Origin of the sequence: Butyricicoccus porcorum (genome assembly GCF_002157465.1) — a bacterium.
GTDB lineage: Bacteria > Bacillota > Clostridia > Oscillospirales > Butyricicoccaceae > Butyricicoccus_A > Butyricicoccus_A porcorum.
Genome location: NZ_NHOC01000004.1, coordinates 256977 through 274937, shown reverse-complemented (window position 1 = coordinate 274937; position 17961 = coordinate 256977). Strand labels below are relative to the sequence as shown.

The 17961-nt window shown below is 54.9% G+C and carries 21 protein-coding genes; 19 read left to right on the top strand and 2 right to left on the bottom strand.

Features of this window, described 5'->3' with window-relative positions:
• Positions 1-284: 284 nt before the first annotated feature.
• Positions 285-1061 (top strand): sporulation transcription factor Spo0A, encoded by a 777-nt coding sequence (gene spo0A / locus CBW42_RS05735; protein ID WP_087018640.1) that lies wholly within the window; start codon positions 285-287, stop codon positions 1059-1061.
• 110 nt (positions 1062-1171) lie between these two features.
• Here the strand turns inward: spo0A and CBW42_RS05730 are convergent, their stop codons facing one another.
• Positions 1172-3058 (bottom strand): LTA synthase family protein, encoded by a 1887-nt coding sequence (locus CBW42_RS05730; protein WP_087018638.1) that lies wholly within the window; start codon positions 3056-3058, stop codon positions 1172-1174.
• A gap of 238 nt (positions 3059-3296) precedes the next feature.
• Between CBW42_RS05730 and polA the strand changes: the two genes are divergently transcribed.
• The 10 genes from polA (at position 3297) to CBW42_RS05685 (ending at position 11805) form a co-directional block, all read left to right on the top strand.
• Positions 3297-5930 (top strand): DNA polymerase I, encoded by a 2634-nt coding sequence (gene polA, locus CBW42_RS05725; protein WP_087018636.1) that lies wholly within the window; start codon positions 3297-3299, stop codon positions 5928-5930.
• Between the two features lie 2 nt (positions 5931-5932).
• On the top strand, positions 5933-6304 hold the full coding sequence (locus CBW42_RS05720; protein WP_165761077.1) for an arsenate reductase/protein-tyrosine-phosphatase family protein: 372 nt from the start codon (positions 5933-5935) through the stop codon (positions 6302-6304).
• Positions 6301-6750, top strand: coding sequence for a ribosomal protein S18-alanine N-acetyltransferase (rimI, locus tag CBW42_RS05715; RefSeq protein ID WP_087018633.1), 450 nt, complete (start codon positions 6301-6303; stop codon positions 6748-6750). Before CBW42_RS05720 ends, rimI begins: the two co-directional genes overlap by 4 nt.
• Positions 6751-6752: 2 nt before the next feature.
• Positions 6753-7079: a hypothetical protein gene (locus tag CBW42_RS05710; RefSeq protein ID WP_242969805.1), complete on the top strand. Its 327-nt coding sequence runs from the start codon at positions 6753-6755 to the stop codon at positions 7077-7079.
• Positions 7080-7095: 16 nt separating this feature from the next.
• A complete protein-coding gene (gene tsaD / locus CBW42_RS05705; protein WP_087018631.1) occupies positions 7096-8148 on the top strand; it encodes a tRNA (adenosine(37)-N6)-threonylcarbamoyltransferase complex transferase subunit TsaD in 1053 nt (350 codons plus the stop codon).
• Positions 8149-8468: 320 nt separating this feature from the next.
• Entirely contained in the window at positions 8469-9677 is a 1209-nt protein-coding gene (locus CBW42_RS05700) for an NADP-dependent isocitrate dehydrogenase (RefSeq protein WP_087018629.1), read from the top strand.
• A gap of 28 nt (positions 9678-9705) precedes the next feature.
• A complete protein-coding gene (locus CBW42_RS05695) occupies positions 9706-10359 on the top strand; it encodes a redox-sensing transcriptional repressor Rex (protein WP_087018627.1) in 654 nt (217 codons plus the stop codon).
• 136 nt (positions 10360-10495) lie between these two features.
• Entirely contained in the window at positions 10496-10639 is a 144-nt protein-coding gene (locus CBW42_RS14635) for a hypothetical protein (RefSeq protein ID WP_165761076.1), read from the top strand.
• A gap of 98 nt (positions 10640-10737) precedes the next feature.
• Positions 10738-11052 (top strand): DUF2614 family zinc ribbon-containing protein, encoded by a 315-nt coding sequence (locus tag CBW42_RS05690; RefSeq protein WP_087018625.1) that lies wholly within the window; start codon positions 10738-10740, stop codon positions 11050-11052.
• A gap of 246 nt (positions 11053-11298) precedes the next feature.
• Positions 11299-11805, top strand: a complete 507-nt coding sequence (locus CBW42_RS05685) for a hypothetical protein (RefSeq protein WP_087018623.1) — start codon at positions 11299-11301, stop codon at positions 11803-11805.
• A gap of 36 nt (positions 11806-11841) precedes the next feature.
• On the opposite strand, the gene CBW42_RS05680 is transcribed toward CBW42_RS05685, so the two are convergent.
• On the bottom strand, positions 11842-12612 hold the full coding sequence (locus tag CBW42_RS05680) for a glycoside hydrolase family 18 protein (RefSeq protein ID WP_087018621.1): 771 nt from the start codon (positions 12610-12612) through the stop codon (positions 11842-11844).
• Positions 12613-12718: 106 nt separating this feature from the next.
• Between CBW42_RS05680 and CBW42_RS05675 the strand changes: the two genes are divergently transcribed.
• The 8 genes from CBW42_RS05675 to CBW42_RS05640 all read left to right on the top strand — a co-directional run bounded on the left by CBW42_RS05675 (position 12719) and on the right by CBW42_RS05640 (position 17866).
• The gene (locus tag CBW42_RS05675) at positions 12719-13600 is read left to right on the top strand and encodes a TIM barrel protein (protein ID WP_087018618.1); all 882 of its coding nucleotides are present in this window, start codon (positions 12719-12721) and stop codon (positions 13598-13600) included.
• 3 nt (positions 13601-13603) lie between these two features.
• Positions 13604-14665, top strand: a complete 1062-nt coding sequence (locus CBW42_RS05670) for a M24 family metallopeptidase (protein ID WP_087018616.1) — start codon at positions 13604-13606, stop codon at positions 14663-14665.
• A gap of 87 nt (positions 14666-14752) precedes the next feature.
• On the top strand, positions 14753-15313 hold the full coding sequence (gene efp, locus CBW42_RS05665; RefSeq protein ID WP_087018614.1) for an elongation factor P: 561 nt from the start codon (positions 14753-14755) through the stop codon (positions 15311-15313).
• Positions 15314-15378: 65 nt separating this feature from the next.
• Entirely contained in the window at positions 15379-15918 is a 540-nt protein-coding gene (locus CBW42_RS05660; RefSeq protein ID WP_087018613.1) for a CD1247 N-terminal domain-containing protein, read from the top strand.
• Between the two features lie 187 nt (positions 15919-16105).
• A complete protein-coding gene (locus tag CBW42_RS05655) occupies positions 16106-16810 on the top strand; it encodes an RNA polymerase sigma factor (RefSeq protein ID WP_087018611.1) in 705 nt (234 codons plus the stop codon).
• 70 nt (positions 16811-16880) lie between these two features.
• Positions 16881-17330: a GatB/YqeY domain-containing protein gene (locus CBW42_RS05650; RefSeq protein WP_087018608.1), complete on the top strand. Its 450-nt coding sequence runs from the start codon at positions 16881-16883 to the stop codon at positions 17328-17330.
• Positions 17327-17578 carry a hypothetical protein gene (locus CBW42_RS05645; RefSeq protein WP_087018606.1) on the top strand — a complete coding sequence of 84 codons (252 nt, stop codon included), beginning with the start codon at positions 17327-17329 and terminating at the stop codon, positions 17576-17578. The genes CBW42_RS05650 and CBW42_RS05645 overlap by 4 nt, the downstream gene beginning before the upstream one ends.
• A 72-nt stretch (positions 17579-17650) precedes the next feature.
• The gene (locus tag CBW42_RS05640) at positions 17651-17866 is read left to right on the top strand and encodes a hypothetical protein (protein ID WP_087018604.1); all 216 of its coding nucleotides are present in this window, start codon (positions 17651-17653) and stop codon (positions 17864-17866) included.
• The last annotated feature ends 95 nt before the right edge of the window (positions 17867-17961 follow it).

The following is a 17961-nucleotide window of genomic DNA, read 5'->3' as shown; positions in this document are numbered from 1 at the left end:
TTTCTTTTTGCTTGCTTTCTATGTTTATAAATTGGATTTTCTGTCGAAAAAAATGTTCCTGTTTCCGGGGAAATTTGACAGAAAATCACATAATTCGAGCATAAGATTATCGGATTGACAAAAAAATACTGGATTTACCGGGTGTAAAAGCAGGAATGTCGTCGTACGATTTTTATGAATAAATGGGTAAAATTCATTGTCTTAATTCGGAAAATATGGTAATCTAAAACCGTCGTAAATGCGGCAAATAATTACGGATATGCTGGAAGGCAGGGAATGACATCATGGAGAACAGAATTCGGGTGCTGATTGCCGACGAAGATACAGAGTTTCGCAAATTGCTCGACGAAACATTGACACGGGACAATCGCGTGGAAATAGTTGGTTCATTCGCAGAGGGAAAAGGATTGGCACAGCACATACTGGATAGTATGCCGGATGTGCTGCTGCTCGACCCGATGCTGCCGGGCACGGATGGACTGACCGTCCTGCACGAGCTGAATGACGCTGCACCGGCCAAAATGCCGGTTATTTTTGTCCTGAGCGGCTTTGCCTCGCAGGAGATGACAGCGGAATGCAATGCGCTCGGCGTCAGCTTTTATCTGCGCAAGCCGGTGGATTTGCAGGCGCTCGCACAGCGGGTCAGCCGCTATGGCGGACAGCGCAATTTTTCGCGTACACCGGCAGTGCGTATGCCGGATGAGGATTTGGAAATTGAAATGCGCGTGACCAATATCATTCACCAGATTGGTGTACCGGCACACATCAAAGGATATCAGTATCTGCGTGAAGCCATTATTATGACGATTCACGATATGGAAGCCATCAATGCGATCACAAAGATATTATATCCGACTGTGGCAAAAAAATTCAAAACAACATCCTCCCGCGTGGAGCGCGCCATCCGGCATGCGATTGAAGTCGCCTGGGATCGCGGAGATGTCGATACGCTTCAGGAATATTTCGGCTTTACGGTTTCTGGCACAAAAGGAAAACCGACCAACAGCGAATTTATTTCTATGGTTGCGGATCGCCTGCGGCTGGAGCTGAAAATCAGCTGATTGTTTCAAAAAATTCAGGGCAATACCATCCTCCGGGTACGCCCTGCATCACAGTTTTTTCTTTTTTTACACCAGAGACTGCGCGCAAGCTGCGGTCTGTGGTGTATTTTTTATTTGGAATAGTAATCAGTTTCCAAAATCAGGTTATTGATTTCGATAAAATCCTGTGCAGTCTGATTCATGGTTGCAATATCTGTCCTCGCCGCTGCGCCATCGGAAAATTCATGGATGATTTCACCGTCCTGATAGACAACATTGCCGTCAATCCAGCTGCCGTCACTGAAAATGGCATAACCGGCGTAATTGGGATCAAAGGCATCGTGTCCGATGTAGTATGTACCCGAGGACAGGCCGAACAGATTGAGCAGTGTGGGTGCGATATCGCTTGTGTTGAGCGTCTTGTCCACTGTCATCGGTTGGAGGTCAGTCGACCAGATGAAAAACGGCGTCTTTTCCACCATGAGGTCGACCGGTACATCTGACAATGCACGCACGCGCTCCTGATCCTTCATCGAGTAGGAATAGTGGTCAGTAACGCCGACGATAACCGTGTTTTCCAGCTGGCCGGCGCGTTCCAGCTCGGCCAGCAGCTGTGAAAAAAAGTTGTCCAGCAGCTTCATTTTTGCGAGGTAGTAGCCAACTTCTTCACACTCGTCCGCGTCGGCATACTGCGGATACTGTTCCATGGCGTATTTGCTGACCGAGTCATCGGAAGAATACGGCATATGTGCGTTGCGCGAGATCACGAAGTTAAAAAACGGCTTGTCCGGCAGCAGCTGTGCGCGCAGGTCGGGATTGGTCAGCACAAACGTATCTTCATACAGCTCACTGGAAAACTGGTTGCTGTGCTCTGCGTAATCGGCATAGCAGATGTAGGTTTCATACCCCATCGCGGGGTCCATGACGCCCCGGCTGTAAAAGCTCGGAGAATTGTAATGAAATGCATTTGCGGAATAGCCCGCGGCGCGGAAGGTGTTGGGCAGGCTTTCAGAATAGTCATTGCCGCAGTAGGTAAAGGTCAGACTGCCGTCGGTCGGGGAGAACACGCCGGTGTTGACGGTAAATTCCGTGTTGAACGTGCGCACGCTGCCGTACAGCGGTGTGTACAGGTTGGTGAAGTTGATGCCTTCGCGCATCAGACGGCAGAGGGTCGGCGTGGTATCCTCGCGGATGGTCCAGTCATCTGCACTTTCCATCAGCACGAGAATGACATTTTTGCCCGCCAGTGTTCCGGTCATTTCGTTTTCTGTAGCGGATTCGCGTTGGGCAAAATATGACTCGATGCGCGCGAGCTTCTGGTTTTCTTCTGATTTGTTGCCGGGCAGCTGCGGCTCGAGCAGGTGAACCCAGATATCGCGTCCGGCGGAATGGTACAGCCCGCACATTGTGTAGACCTTGTGCGCGTCATACATCAGGTCATACGCACGGCGCAGCGATTTTCCGGCATAGTAATCGGTTCCCAGCCCACGCTCTAGCTCATCTCCCGCACAGGCGGCATTCAGCAGGTACGGCAGTGCGGCAGCTGCGGTGACAGCACAGAAGCACACTGCGAGCACTTTGGCACGGCTGGCTGTGGTGTTCGGCCGCAGGCGGCAGGCAGCTGCGCCCCACAGAAGCAACAGCACTGCAGCCGGGACAAAACCGGCGGGAAGATAATCAAAAACGGAGCCTGCGAATTCTGCGCCGTCGCGCAGATAGACGAGATAGGTCAGCCACATGAATTTGCCGAAAAGTTCAAAATAGCCCGCCTGTAAGATAGCGAGTGTTGCAGCCGGGTAATACAGCAGGACGAATAAAATACGCGCGGGCAGGCGCGGCAGCAGGAACAAAAATCCGGCCAGGATTCCTGCCCACACTGCTGAGAACGCGAGGGAAAAAGCAGAGGTATCGGTATAGGTGTAGATAAACAATTCCGGCAGAAAAAATGACAGCCAGGGAATCAAAAACGCCGCCGCAGCGGAGCTGCCAAAGCGGCGCAGGATGTGGAGCAGGCGCATGGAACAACTTCCTCTCTCTTACAGATTCGGATAAAACTATTATATCAAGCGCAAAACAATGCGTCAATTTGGAACATATAAACAATATATTTCCCGAACTGCGTGCGCTGTGCCAAAAGTCTGCGCCGATTGGGCAGGAATTCCGTCTTATTTGTTCCCGTCATGACTGGCAATCCATATGGCGGGCATGCTATAATAAATCTGTTTCCAAATACAAGATGTGTAAGGAGGGCGAAGAATGAAGCTGATGGTAATTGACGGCAACAGCATGCTGAACCGTGCGTTTTACGGCGTGCGCCTGATGAACAACCATGAGGGGCTGTTTACCAATGCGGTGTACGGCTTTGTGGCGACGATGTTGAAGCTACAGGGCGAGCATGCACCGGATCGCATCGTCGTCTGCTTTGATGTCAGGGAAAAAACATTCCGCCATAAAGAATATGAAGCCTATAAGGGCACGCGAAAGGGTATGCCGGACGAGCTGGCACAGCAGCTGCCGCTCATCCGCGAGGTGCTCGACGCAATGGGGATCCCGCGCATGGAAAAGCCGGGCTTTGAAGCGGATGACCTGCTCGGCACGCTGAGCCGACAGGCGAACGAGCGCGGGGATACCTGCATGCTGGTCACGGGCGATAAGGATTCCCTCCAGCTCATCGGCGGCGGCACCACGGTGCTGCTCGCGGTCACGCGCCGGGGACAGACCACGACAACGGAATACACGACCGAGGTATTCCGTGAGCAGTACGGCTTTGACCCTATTCATATGATTGACCTCAAAGCGCTGATGGGAGATACGTCTGATAACATCCCGGGCGTGCCCGGCATCGGTGAAAAGACCGCGATGGGCCTGATTCAGAAATTCGGCACGGTGCAGGCGGTGTATGACAACATCGACGATCCGTTTATCAAAAAGGGTCAGCGCACGCGTCTGCTCGAGGGCAGGGAGAGTGCAGAGCAGAGCCTGCATCTGGTCACGATTGTGCGCGATGTGCCGCTGGAGACCAACGTCGCTGACCTGCCGCCCATGCAGATGGATGAGGAAGCGCTGTACAACCTGTTCACGAGATTGGAATTTAAGAATTTCATCACACGCCTGAACCTGCACGCGCCGGAGGCGGTACAGCAAGCCGCACCGGAAAAGAGTATCACCTGCGTTGCGGCAGAGAGCGGGGAGCAGCTGCTCGCCGCCATTGAGGGAAAAGACCGCATCGTGCTGACTGCGCCGCAGTCGCTCTCTGCGCTGTGCGTGTTGGTGGATGATACTGCGTATTTGCTGAGCGCCGACCAGGTCGGGACACAGGCGTGGCATGCATTGCTGGAGCAGCTGTTTTCCGGTGCGTATCCGCTGATTGTGCACGACGGAAAACCATATCTGACTGCCCTGCTCGAAGAGGGCATTGAGGCGGCAGATTTTGCTTTTGATACGGCGCTCGGCGCGTACCTGCTCAATCCGACGGAAAACGGCTATGGACTGGAAAAGACCGCACTCGGCTATCTCAGCCGCGAGCTGCCGCCTGCGTCTGATTACGAGGCAGATGATGCGTTTTCCCCGCTCGGCGGGGCGGAGACAGCGGGACAGACACTGTGTGCGCATGCTGCTGCTGTTGCACAGCTGGAAGAAATCATCCGTCCGAAAATTGATGAAGAGGGCATGCATGAGCTGTATTATGACATCGAGCTGCCGCTGGAAATCGTACTCGCCTCCATGCAGCATGACGGCTTTCAGGCAGATGCGGATGCGCTGCGCACATTCGGCGAAACGCTGACCACCCGCATTGACGAGCTAACTACACAGATCTATGAGCAGGCCGGGCGCGAGTTTAACATCAATTCGACCAAAACCCTCGGAACAATTTTGTTCGACGAGCTGGGACTTCCGGTTATCAAGAAAACCAAGAACGGCTATTCGACAAACATCGATGTGCTCGAAGCATTGCAGGGCTATCATCCGATTGTCGGCATGGTCATCGAATACCGCCAGCTGACAAAGCTGCGTTCGACCTATGTGGACGGGCTGCTCAAGGTCATCGCGGACGATGGACGCATCCATTCCACGTTCCAGCAGATGGTGACTGCGACCGGACGGCTCAGCTCGGTCAATCCGAATTTGCAGAACATTCCCGTCCGGCAGGAACTGGGCAGCGAATTGCGGCATATGTTTGCTGCAAAAGATGGCTGTGTGCTGGTCGATGCGGACTATTCGCAGATCGAACTGCGTGTGCTGGCGCATATTGCGGACGATAAAACAATGATCGATGCGTTCCATTCCGGCATGGACATTCATGCTGTCACCGCGTCGCAGGTATTTCATGTGCCGCTGGACGAGGTCACGCCGTCGATGCGCCGCTCATCCAAAGCGGTCAATTTCGGTATTGTCTACGGTATTTCCGCATTTTCGCTGGCGAATGACATCGGCGTTTCCGTCAAGCAGGCAGGCGAATACATTGACAATTATCTGGCCGTCTATCACGGCGTGCGCGATTACATGGAGCGCATCAAGCAGCAGGCAAAGGAAGACGGCTATGTTTGCTCGATGTTCGGGCGCCGGCGCTATCTGCCTGAGCTGAAATCCAAAAATTTTAACATCCGTTCCTTCGGCGAGCGCGCTGCGCTCAATACGCCGATTCAGGGCACGGCGGCGGACATCATCAAGATTGCCATGGTGCGCGTATATCGCAGACTGAAAAAGGAACAGCTGCGCAGCCGCCTGATTTTGCAGGTGCACGACGAATTGATCCTCGAAACACCGGAGGATGAGATCGAGATCGCGGCAAAGCTGCTCAAAGAGGAAATGGAAGCGGCTTGTGCCCTTGCCGCACCGCTGCGTGCGGATGCCGCATGGGGCCGGGACTGGTACGCGGCAAAGGGGTAAGCATGGTTTTGTTTGTCGATATCAATGACATCTGCCGCGCGCCGCTGGCAGCTGCGCTGTATCAGCGCGCCTGTGGGAAACCGGCGTACAGTGCAGGCGTGTATGCCGACGAGGGCGCGGCGCTGTGTAAAGCCGTCTGTCCGCCGCTGATCGGGGCACACCGGTCGCGGCAGCTGTCTGCCGCCATGCTGGAAAAGGCGGACGACGTGTGGTGTGTCACGGCGGCGATTGCCCGCCATCTGGCGGAGGAACACCCGCAGCAGGCACATAAAATCCATGCGATGGCGGACATCGAAGACCCGTTCGGCATGGGAAACGAGGCATATGCGCGGTGTGCGGACGAGATCCGTGCACAGGTGGAGGAACTTCCATGAGCGAGATTTGTATCGTCCCATTTGCGGCGGAGCATGTCGGCGCAATTGCGGAAATCGAACGCGCATGTTTTGCTGACCCATGGACGGAGGACGGACTGCGTGAGGAATTGGACAACATCTGTGCGCGTTTCCTGACAGCGGTGGATGAGAGCGGCACGGTGGCGGGCTATATCGGCTGCCACACCGTTCTCGACGAGGGCTACATTGCCAATGTTGCGGTTGCACCCGCCTTCCGGCGGCGCGGCATCGGGCGCAGACTCGTACAGGCACTGCTCGCGCGGTCAGCTGACCTGACATTTGTGACGCTCGAAGTGCGCGCGTCCAATGCGCCTGCCATTGCGCTGTATACTGCCTGCGGCTTTGTGCCGGTCGGCACGCGCCGCAGGTTTTATTCTCATCCGACGGAGGACGCACTGCTCATGACGGCACAGTTGAAAGAAGGATGAGTGTGAACGCATGGAACATCGGTTTCCTGGTCTGGCTTGCGTGCGGGCTGTTGTTTTTCGGCATCGGCATCCGGTGCTTTTTTACAAAGAAGCAGGTCGGCTTCTGGGCGAATGCGGAGACACCGCAGATGGAGAACGTGAAGGCATATAACCGTGCAGTCGGTGTGCTGTGGCTGGCGTATGCAGCTGTGTTCTGCGTGCTCGGCATTCCGATGCTGATCCCGCAGCCGTCGGCGCTGATTCTGCTGTCCGTGCTCGGCGTGGTGTTTGAAACCATTGTGCTCATTGCTGTTTATATACGCATTGAGCAGAAATACAAAAAGAAATAAACTGGGTAAAGAGCATATGAAAATTTTAGCAATTGAGTCGTCCTGCGACGAGACTGCGGCGGCGGTCATCGAGGACGGCAGGAAAATCTGTTCCAATATTATTCACTCACAGGCGGACGAGCATGCGCTGTATGGCGGTGTCGTGCCGGAAATTGCGAGCCGTGGGCATGTCGAAGCGATCAGCGCAGTGGCACAGGCGGCGGTGCGCGAGGCGGGTATGGAATTTGCCGATGTCGATGCGATTGCGGCAACCTGTACGCCCGGCCTGATCGGCGCACTGCTGGTCGGCGCAAACTATGCAAAATCGCTGGCGTGGTCGCTCGGCAAGCCATTCATTCCGGTGCACCACATCCGCGGACACATCGCGGCGAATCTGTTGGCGTTCCCGGAGCTGGAGCCGCCGTTCCTGTGTCTGTCGGCCTCCGGCGGCTCATCGATGATCGTGCTGGTGCGCGATTACACCGACATGGAAATCCTGGGCGGCACGCGCGACGATGCGGCGGGCGAAGCGTTTGACAAGGTGGCGCGCGTGCTCGGCGTCGGCTATCCCGGCGGCCCGAAGATTGATAAGCTTGCGCAGGGCGGCGACGACAAGGCATATGTCCTGCCGCGCTCGCATGTCGACGGCGCGCCGCTGGACTTCTCGTTCTCCGGCCTCAAGACAGCGGTTATCAACCTCGCGCACAATGCGGAGCAGAAGGGGGAGGAGATCCGGGTGCATGACCTTGCAGCTTCGTTTTCGGCGGCGGTCAGCGATACGCTGGTGCCGCGCCTGAAGCTCGCGGCAGAGCAGACCGGTGTGCACACGCTGGTCGCAGCGGGTGGTGTTGCGGCCAATTCCCGTCTACGCGCAGACCTGGAAGCGATGGCGGCAGGCTTCGGTGTGCCTGTCTATATGCCGCCGCTCAGCCTGTGCGGGGATAACGCCGCTATGATCGGCGCGCAGGCGTACTATGAATTTCTTGCAGGAAATACAGGAACGATTTGGCAAAATGCCTTTGCCACGGCAGAAATTTCGGAAAAAATCTGTCAAAAGCACGGAATTGCAAAAAAACGCGCCAAAAGGTAGAAAATCTGCCAAAAAAGGTGTAATATAGAAATGGTTTTCAAATTCTACCAGCTTTTCTGATTCTGTTCAGCTGCCGTGTGTGACCGGATAAGCAGAGATGCTCCACTTTTGTGGCATACGGGCAGATTTGCAGGATTTCCCAATTTGGCATGCACAAAGAGAAAAAATTTTCTCCAGGAAATGGCAGCACCGTCAGTATGGGCGGAACGGGCAGCAATACAGGAAAGTACATCGCATACCGTATCCCACCCGAACAGGCGGCAGACAGGGGAAAATGCTCTTCTGCGCCGCTCCGATACAGACAGGAGGAATAATCCGTCATGGAAAAGATTAAAATGACTACACCGCTCGTCGAGATGGACGGCGACGAAATGACCCGTGTCATCTGGAAGATGATTAAGGACGAGCTGCTCTGTCCGTTTATCGACCTGAAGACTGAGTATTACGATCTGGGTCTGGAATACCGCAATAAGACCAACGATCAGGTTACGGTCGACTCTGCGGAGGCCACCAAGAAGTACGGCGTTGCCGTCAAGTGTGCAACCATCACGCCGAATGCGGCACGCATGGACGAGTATAACCTGAAGGAGATGTGGAAGAGCCCGAACGGCACCATCCGCGCCATCCTCGACGGCACTGTGTTCCGTGCGCCGATTCTGGTCAAGGGCATTGAACCGTATGTTAAGAACTGGGTTAAGCCGATTACGATTGCACGTCATGCTTACGGCGACGTATACAAGGGCTCTGAGATGAAGATTCCGGGCCCGGGCAAAGTTGAGCTGGTTTATACCGCTGAAGATGGCAGCGAGACCCGCGAGCTGGTACACAACTTTGCAGGCTCCGGCATTGTACAGGGCATGCACAACCTGACCTCCTCCATCGAGAGCTTTGCGAGAAGCTGTTTCAACTTTGCAGTTGATACAAAGCAGAATCTGTGGTTTGCAACCAAGGACACCATTTCCAAGAAGTATGACCACACGTTTAAGGACATCTTCCAGGAAATCTATGACACCGAGTACAAGGAGAAGTTCGAGGAGCTCGGTCTGGAATATTTCTACACTCTGATCGACGATGCCGTTGCCCGCGTCATTCGCTCCAACGGCGGCTACATCTGGGCGTGCAAGAACTACGACGGCGACGTCATGAGCGACATGCTCGCAACTGCATACGGCTCCCTGTCCATGATGACCTCTGTTCTGGTTTCCCCGAAGGGCGTCTATGAATATGAGGCAGCGCATGGCACCGTACAGCGCCATTATTACAAGCACCTGAAGGGCGAGGAAACCTCGACCAATTCCATCGCAACCATCTTTGCCTGGACGGGCGCACTGCGCAAGCGCGGCGAGCTGGACGGCCTGCCGGAATTGTCTGCATTTGCTGACAAGCTCGAAAAGGCTTGCATTGACACCGTAGAATCTGGTAAGATGACAAAAGACCTCGCGCTGATTACCACGCTCGAGGATGTTACCCCACTCAATACGGAAGGCTTCATCAAGGCTGTTCGTGAAACTCTGGAAGCCTCCCTTTGATTAAGAAAGGAACTCAGGAGGATTATCCGTGGAAAACGCAAAGCATGTATCCAAGGCAGTCATAAGCCGTCTGCCGCGCTATTACCGCACACTTCGCCAGCTGGCAAATGAAGGAGTCGGACGAATTTCGTCCAAGGATCTGGCAGCGCAGATGGATTTGACTGCGTCGCAGATCCGGCAGGATCTGAGCTGCTTCGGTGGCTTCGGTCAGCAGGGCTACGGATACAGTGTGGACAAGCTGATTGTCGAGCTGGAACGCATTCTCGGCGTCGCCGGCAGTCAGCGCGCCATCCTGCTGGGGGTGGGCAATCTCGGCCGCGCCCTGCTTCGCAATTTTGACTTTTCTTTCTGCGGCGTCCGCCCAATTGCAGCATTTGACACAGCTGCGGAGGTCATTGGCCGCGATTTCCGCGGCATTCCGGTGCATGCGCTGCATGACCTGGAGCTGTTCTGTGAGCGTGAGCGTCCGGATATCGCGGTGCTGTGCGTTCCGGCCGACCAGGCACAGTTGGTCTCCGAGCGCCTGGTGCGCTGTGGTGTGCGCGGCATCTGGAATTTCTCCAATGTGTCGCTGCGTCAGGATCATCTCGGCGTTCCGGTGGAAAATGTGCATTTTTCCGATTCACTGATGAAGCTGTGTTATCACATGAAGGCGACGGATCCGTTTGAGTTCGGCGAATAACACGGGAAACAGATACAGCCCGTTCCGCTTTGGCGGGGCGGGCTGATCTTTTTGGAAAAAACTTCGCTTTGCCTGCACCTCCGGCCTGTCCACCCAATACTATGAGAATGAAATTATGAAACAGGAGGAATTTGTTATGTGCAACAATTCGTGTGGCTTCGGCGGTTTTGACTGCTGCTGGATTATCATCCTGATCCTGATCTTCTGCTGCGGCGGCGGTTCGTTCGGCTGGGGCGGCAATGGCGGCTGCAATGGCGGCAATTCCTGTGACTGCTGCTAAGAGATTTCCGTTTTTCACGCGGATGGCAGCGCATGGCGTTGCATCCCGTGGGGGAATGTGTTAAAATAAAAAGAAAAAAGTAACAGGAGAGATCATATATGGCAAAAACGCCGTTCCGTGAAGAAAAACCGTACCGCAAGTGGCACCGCATCGCATTTTATGTGCTGATGGCAGGAATTGCCATGATCGTCATCTCATGCGTGATCTGTTTTGCAACGCAGGATGCAAACAACCTGATTGCAAACCGTCTGGGCTATGCTGCCATTCTCTGTGTGGTTGTATTTTATGCCATCAACATGGTCAAATGGCGCTGCCCGAACTGCCATAAGCCGCTGCCGCTGATCGGCCCGGTGCTCGAATGCCGGTACTGCAAACGTTCGTTTATGGACAGCAAGGGAAATCAGGTCTGGTAAGGTACTTCTGAAAACGGAAAATGCGGTATGGCTTCGGCTGTACCGCATTTTTTTGTACTCCTGCAAAAAATGTTCCTTGACTTTTTGCCACAGCATGTGCGAAAATAAAGATACCGTGTAGCACAAAGATGTATTTGGTTATCGCAAAGCGTGTAATATCCGAGTTCGGATATTATGCGCTTTTTTCTTTGCATGCAAGGCGGGGATTCACATTATATTGCGCATTGTGCGCAGGAGGAGATACATATGCCGAAGACAAAGACACAGGGCATCATTTTCGGGCTGATTATGTCGTATGCGATGGCATACGGCATGGAGGTCTACAACATCGCTATCAAGATGGGCTTTAACCTGTCGGCGGGCGGATTCAGCAACATGACCGACATCGTGTTCTGGGAGGCGTTTAAGGAAGCGCTGTACATGGGCGTGTTCGTCTTTCTGTTTTCCAATCTGTGGGGCAATCGACTGGGCGCCCGGTTTATGGCACGCCACTGCAATCCGGAGACAGACAACCCGTATTTCTGTCAGCTGATGCGGCAGGCAGGTACGGTCGCTGTGATGTGCCCGACCATGAGCATGGTTGCATCCATTCTGTTCAATCTCATTCTCGGCGGTGCGCCGATTGTTCAGCTGCCCGCCATTTGGGTCGGCACATTCCTGAAAAATTTCCCGATGGCGTTTTTCTGGAACATGTTTGCGGCAGCGCCGTTCACGCACTGGCTGTTCGGAAAGCTGTTCCCCAACAATCACTGATCTTTTTCCTCAGACCGCAGGTAACACGACCTGCGGTCATCTTTTTTGTACAGGGGTCAGAAGCCCCATGCGACAGGCGTCGGGATATACCGCCAGCAGGCGGGAGACGCCCAGGCCGCGCAGCAGGCGCGCCTTGGTGCGCAGCGTATCCGCGTCGTCGAACAGGACGAAATGTGCATGGTCTCCGTCGGAATAGGTGAAATATTTTGCGCACAGCTCGCGGGAGAAAAAAACTGTGGAACCGGTGCGGTGCAGCAGCTTTTGAAATTCCTCAGGCGACAGTGGCGTGCCGTTCGGATTGGCACAGGGGAGGGGAAAATCCGCACACGAGCAAACCAGCTGTGCGGCGATGCGCCCGCGCCCGAAGCGTCGGAGCAGCTCAGAAAAACGCCCCTCGAGACTGCCGCCGGAAATCGCTGTGTCCGCGATGGCGCAGGCGTTTGGTGCATATTCCGCGAGCGGCAGTGGGATGAGCAGCGGCAGCCCGGCGCGGTGGGCTTCACGGTCCAGTGCGGCGGTCAGCTCCTGCAACAGCGGGCGCTCAAAATCCGCCATGATGCCGGCGCAGCCGCGCTCCTGCGCGGCGGAGATCGCTTCGGCGGCAAACAGATCACAGCCGCGCGGCACGCCGCCGCTGTCTGTAATGCCGAGAAAATCTCCACGGGCACTGGCGGGATGAGCCAGCGGGACAAAACGCCCCTCCAGAGAGAGCTGCGTGCACAGGTGCAGACAGGTCAGCCCTGCCTCCCGCGTGCGCACAGCATCGATTCCGGCGGCGGCAATGATCCAGTTTGTTCGGTTCTCCATGCTGTTTTCCTCCGATCACGTTGCATTTCAGTGAAAAATCAAGTACACTAAGTAAGGCTGCATTTTTACAGTCAAAATGGTTCCCAAAGATGAAAGAAGGCATGAAATGGAAGCAGTATTCGGACCCGCGGGCAATGCGGAGTCATTTGCCGCGGCAGGTTTTCGCGCGACTGCGGATGCACCGGCGTGGCTCGCGCAGATGGGGCTGACAGCGTATGAATACCAGTGCGGGCGCGGCGTGCGCGTCGGCACGGAGACCGCACAGAAAATCGGTCAGGCAGCCCGTGATAACGGCATTACGTTGTCGCTGCATGCACCGTATTTTATCAATCTCTCGACGGATGATGACGTACAGCGCGAGAAGAATGCGCGCTATGTGCTGGAGAGCTGCCGCGCGGCACATGATATGGGTGCAGACCGCATTGTTGTGCATACGGGCGGTGTGGGCAAGCGCAGCCGCGCGCAGGCAATGGAAAACAGCCGTGATAACGTGCGCCGCATTCTCGAACAGCGCGATGCGGCAGGTTATGACGATGTCACCATTTGTCTGGAAACAATGGGCAAAATCAATGTCATCGGCACAGCAGAGGAGATCATGGAGCTGGTGGCACTCGATGACCGGCTGCTGCCGTGTATCGACTTCGGCCATCTTAATGCGCGCACGCACGGCGGCATGTGTACCCGTGAGGATGTAGCGGCACTGTTTGACCTGATGGAAAACACCATCGGTATGGAACGTGCGCGCGTATTCCACAGCCACTTTTCCAAGATTGAATATGGGAAGGGCGGCGAGGTGCGCCATCTGACCTTTTCCGACACCGTGTATGGCCCGAAATTCGACGCGGTCGCGCAGGAGACCGCTGCACGCGGCTATACGCCCCGATTTATCTGTGAATCGGCGGGTACGCAGGCGGAGGATGCCGCGGCAATGATGCGCTGTTATCAAGAGTATATGAAACAATTTTCTGCAATAGACAAGAAGGTATGACTTATGCTGAAACAAATTCAAACTGCACTGCGTGAGGCGGACGTCGATGCGGTGCTGATTACCAGTCCGCAGAACCGCCGGTATGCGACCGGTTTTCCGTCCTCGGCGGGCGTGTGCCTGATTGACCAAAAGGGCGGTTATCTGTTTACAGATTTCCGTTATATCGAAGCGGCAAAAAAACGCATTGGCGAAGGCTTTGTCGTTGAGCAGGTAAAAGGCTCCTATGCGCGGATGGTCAATGCCGTCTGTGCACAGGACGATGTGCACACGCTTGCCTTTGAAGAGGGGTTTATGACCTGTGCCGACCATGCGCAATGGGAGCGTGCGCTGGCTGCGAAGCTGAGACCGATGGGTACGCTGCTCAGCAGACTGCGCGAGGTCAAATGCCAGCAGGAAATCGACTGCTGTGTTGCCGCACAGCGCATTGCGGAGCGCGCACTGGAGGAGGTTCTGAATGACATCCGTCCGGGTGTGACGGAGAAGCATATCGCGGCGCTGCTGACCTATCGCATGCTCGATTACGGCGGAGAAGCGATGTCGTTTGAGCCGATTGTCGTCTCCGGTACCAAATCGTCCATGCCGCACGGCGTGCCGTCTGATAAGAAAATTGAGGCGGGCGATTTCGTGACAATGGACTTTGGCTGCACCGTCGAGGGATATTGCTCGGATATGACACGCACAGTCGCGGTTGGGCATGTGACCGATGAAATGCGCAAGGTGTATGACATTGTGCTCGAGGCACAGCGCGCAGGCATTGCCGCAGCTAAGCCGGGCGTCAGTGGGCGCGATGTGGACAAGGCGGCGCGTGATGTCATCGTGCAGGCGGGCTATGGCCCATACTTTGGTCACAGCTTTGGTCATGGCATCGGCATTGACATTCATGAAACACCTGTCGCCGCGCCGAACAACACCAATCCCCTCGAGGCGGGCAATATTATCTCTGCCGAGCCGGGTATCTACCTGCCCGGAAAATTCGGTGTGCGCATTGAAGACATGCTGTGCATCACGCCAGATGGCTGCCGCAACCTGACAAATGCGCCGAAAGAACTGGTAATTTGCGGCTAAGTGCTTGCAAAAGTACGTACAATAGGGTAGAATAATAAGAGATTTAATAAAAAGACATTTTATTCTTTTATATGGAGGACTTTATTTATGACCGCAGGCGAATTTCGTAACGGTGTAACCTTTGAAATGGATGGACAGGTTTACCAGGTAGTTAGTTTCCAGCACGTAAAGCCGGGTAAGGGCGCAGCTTTCGTCCGTACCAAGATGAAGAACGTCATGACCGGTGCTGTTACCGAGCGTTCCTTCAACCCGAATGATAAGTACGACGAAGCATTCGTTGAGCGCAAGGACATGCAGTACCTGTACAACGACGGCGATCTGTACTACTTCATGGATATGGAAACCTATGAGCAGGAGCCGATCGGCAAGGATATCCTGGGCGATGACTTCCGCTTTGTCAAGGAAGAAATGATGTGCAAGATCCTGTCTTACAAGGGCAATGTATTTGCTGTTGAGCCGCCGATGTTCGTTGAGCTCGAAATCACCGAGACCGATCCGGGCTTCAAGGGCAACACGGCTACCAACACCCTGAAGCCGGCTGTCGTTGAGACCGGCGCAACCGTAAAGGTTCCGCTGTTCATCGACCAGGGCGAGAAGATCAAGATCGACACCCGTACCGGCGAGTACCTCGAGCGCGCAAAGGGCTGATTTGTCCTTTTTGTGAGCCGGGAACCTGAGCATCCGGCGTTTGCCAGATAAGGAGGAATGGAACCATGACTGTTACCGAGCGCGTCGCGTATGTGCGCGGCCTGTTTGAAGGCTTTGAAGTCAATGTGGATAAAAAAGAGGGCCGTCTTTTCAAAGAGATCATCGATCTGCTGGAGGATATGGCGCTGTCCATCACCGACCTGGAGGAAGAAAACGAAGCATTGCAGGAAGTCATTGACGCCATGATTGAGGATATCTATGACGATGATGATTCCTATGACGAAGAGGACGTCGAACCCGACGACATGGCATATGATCCGGACAGTGAGCTGTTCGAGGTTGTCTGCCCGAGCTGCGGCGAGGAAATTTATGTCGATGAGGCTGCACTCAGCCAGGGAAGCATTGCGTGCCCGGCCTGCGGCGAGGAACTGGAATTCGATATGTCCGCGCTGGATGGGGATTTTTCGCTGGATGATATCCCGGAGGGCGATATTCCGGAGGACGATATCCCGGCAGATGATTTCCCGGAGATTGAATTCGATTCCGACGAAGAGCCGGATGCAGAGGACGACCTCGACGAGGATGACGACACGGATGATGACTGACCGTTCGCAAGTCTGAAACAGATCGCATGGCTGCCTGTGTGGCCATGCGATTTTTTACCCTTTCTGCACGGCGCAGGCACGGGAAATACCAAAAACTGTGCAGAAAAATTGGTAAAACCACATATGGAAAATCTATGTGAAAAGGTGTATGATTATATTCTTGGGATAACGAAAGGAGGAGAACTGCATGACGTTGGCGGATGCCATTGCCCTCGCGCACCGCGGCGAAACCGAAGGCCTTACCTGCCTGTTCGAGCACACTGCGCCGAATATCTGGATGATGGCCGCCGTACTTGGCTGTCCGTATATCGGAACCGCCGTGACGCAGATTTATCGCCGTGCATGGAATGAGGTCTCCTCGCTGCGTTCCCCGAGTGACCTGCGCGTCTGGATTGGACGCATTGCGTTCGACGAGCTGCTCCGGCAGCCGGAGGATATCGGGCGCAACATTCCTGCGCTGTCGGGTGACAGCGCGGAAGCATACCGCGTGATTTCCGGCTTGCCGCGGCAGGAGCGTACGGCGCTGCTGCTGCTCTGTGGAGATGGCTGCTCCGCGCCGCAGGCGGCGGAGATTTTGTCCCAGCCGGATATCGAGATCAAGCGCGCCATGCGGCGCGCACGCCAGACCATTGCAGCACATATGAAGCAGGTCGGCTGCACGAAAACCTGCAATACGGCATGGCTGATTGCCGTGTTGGAAGAGATGCGGCATGTACAGGCAGATGCGGCGGCAACAGAGCTGGAACAGGTTCTGACCTGCGTGCAGACTGGCGCAGAATACCGCGAAGCGGAGCCGTCTGTACAGATGGAGGAACCTGTGCCGCAGATGGAAGACACGCAGGAGAAAAGTGGATTTTTCCAAAAATGGTTCCGATCCAGGCGGTTCGGATAAAGAAGCACATGGACGGAACGCGGGAGGAGGTTTCCTGTGTTCCGTTATTTTTTTACAGGAGGATACCAAAATGTCCAAGACAAAGGAAATTCAGAAGCAAATGATGGAAGCACTTAAGGCGAAGGATTCCGCGCGCAAGGATGCGCTGTCCCTGCTGCTCTCTGCCCTCAAGGCGAAGGCAAAGGACAAGCGGGAAGATCTGACCGAAGCAGAAGAGGATGCGATTATCAAAAAGGAAATCAAGCAGACCCGTGAGACGATGGACGCTGCTCCGGCTGACCGTGAGGACATCCGCAGCGAGTGCCAGTTCAAGCTGGATATTTATAAGGAATTTGCTCCGGAGGAAATGGGTGAGGAGCAGATTCGCGCGCTGGTACAGTCCGTACTCGATCAGCTCCAGATTACCGTGCCGACCCCGCGCGATAAGGGCCCGGTGATGAAGCACCTGATGCCGCAGGTCAAGGGCAAGGCGGACGGCAAGCTGGTCAATCAGATTGTCGGGGAGATGCTCAAGGGATGAAGCGCCTGATCTTTATGGGCAAGCACATTGTGCCTGCCGCACGTATTCTGTTCGAGGGCGATGACCGCTATACACCGAAGCAGTATTCGCTCTGGCCGGAGCTGGAGGTCACGCTTCACGATGACGGGCGGTATGCCGTGTGGGTCAATCTGATTGATGACGCAGAGCTGTTGCAGGACACGAAGCGCGACACCAGAGGATTGATCGCAAAGCTCACGCCCTATGTCGACGAAATCATTGAGGACTGAGGCACAAACCGACAGGTTATCCGCTGTGTCTGTGGTACACTGGAGCATAGAAATTCCGGAGGGGAACCAAATATGCTTCATTATATCCGCACAGAACAGAGGGACAGCCAGCAGCGCATATGGTATGGCGTGCTGGCTGTGGAAAACGGGAGAACAGCTGCACAGGCTGGCGGACTGACACTGGACGGCGATTCCGCGCAGGCATTTGTACTGCGCATGAATACCGGGCAGGCGTCGCTGCTGCATTTTCCCGAGTTGATTGACGACTATCTCGCGCAGGGCAGCTGAATGGAACACAAACACCGGCAGACGGGTCTGCCGGTGTTTTTTTTGCTAAAGAGCCAACAGAAAAGGGCCGCAGGACAATGTCCTGCGGCCCTGCG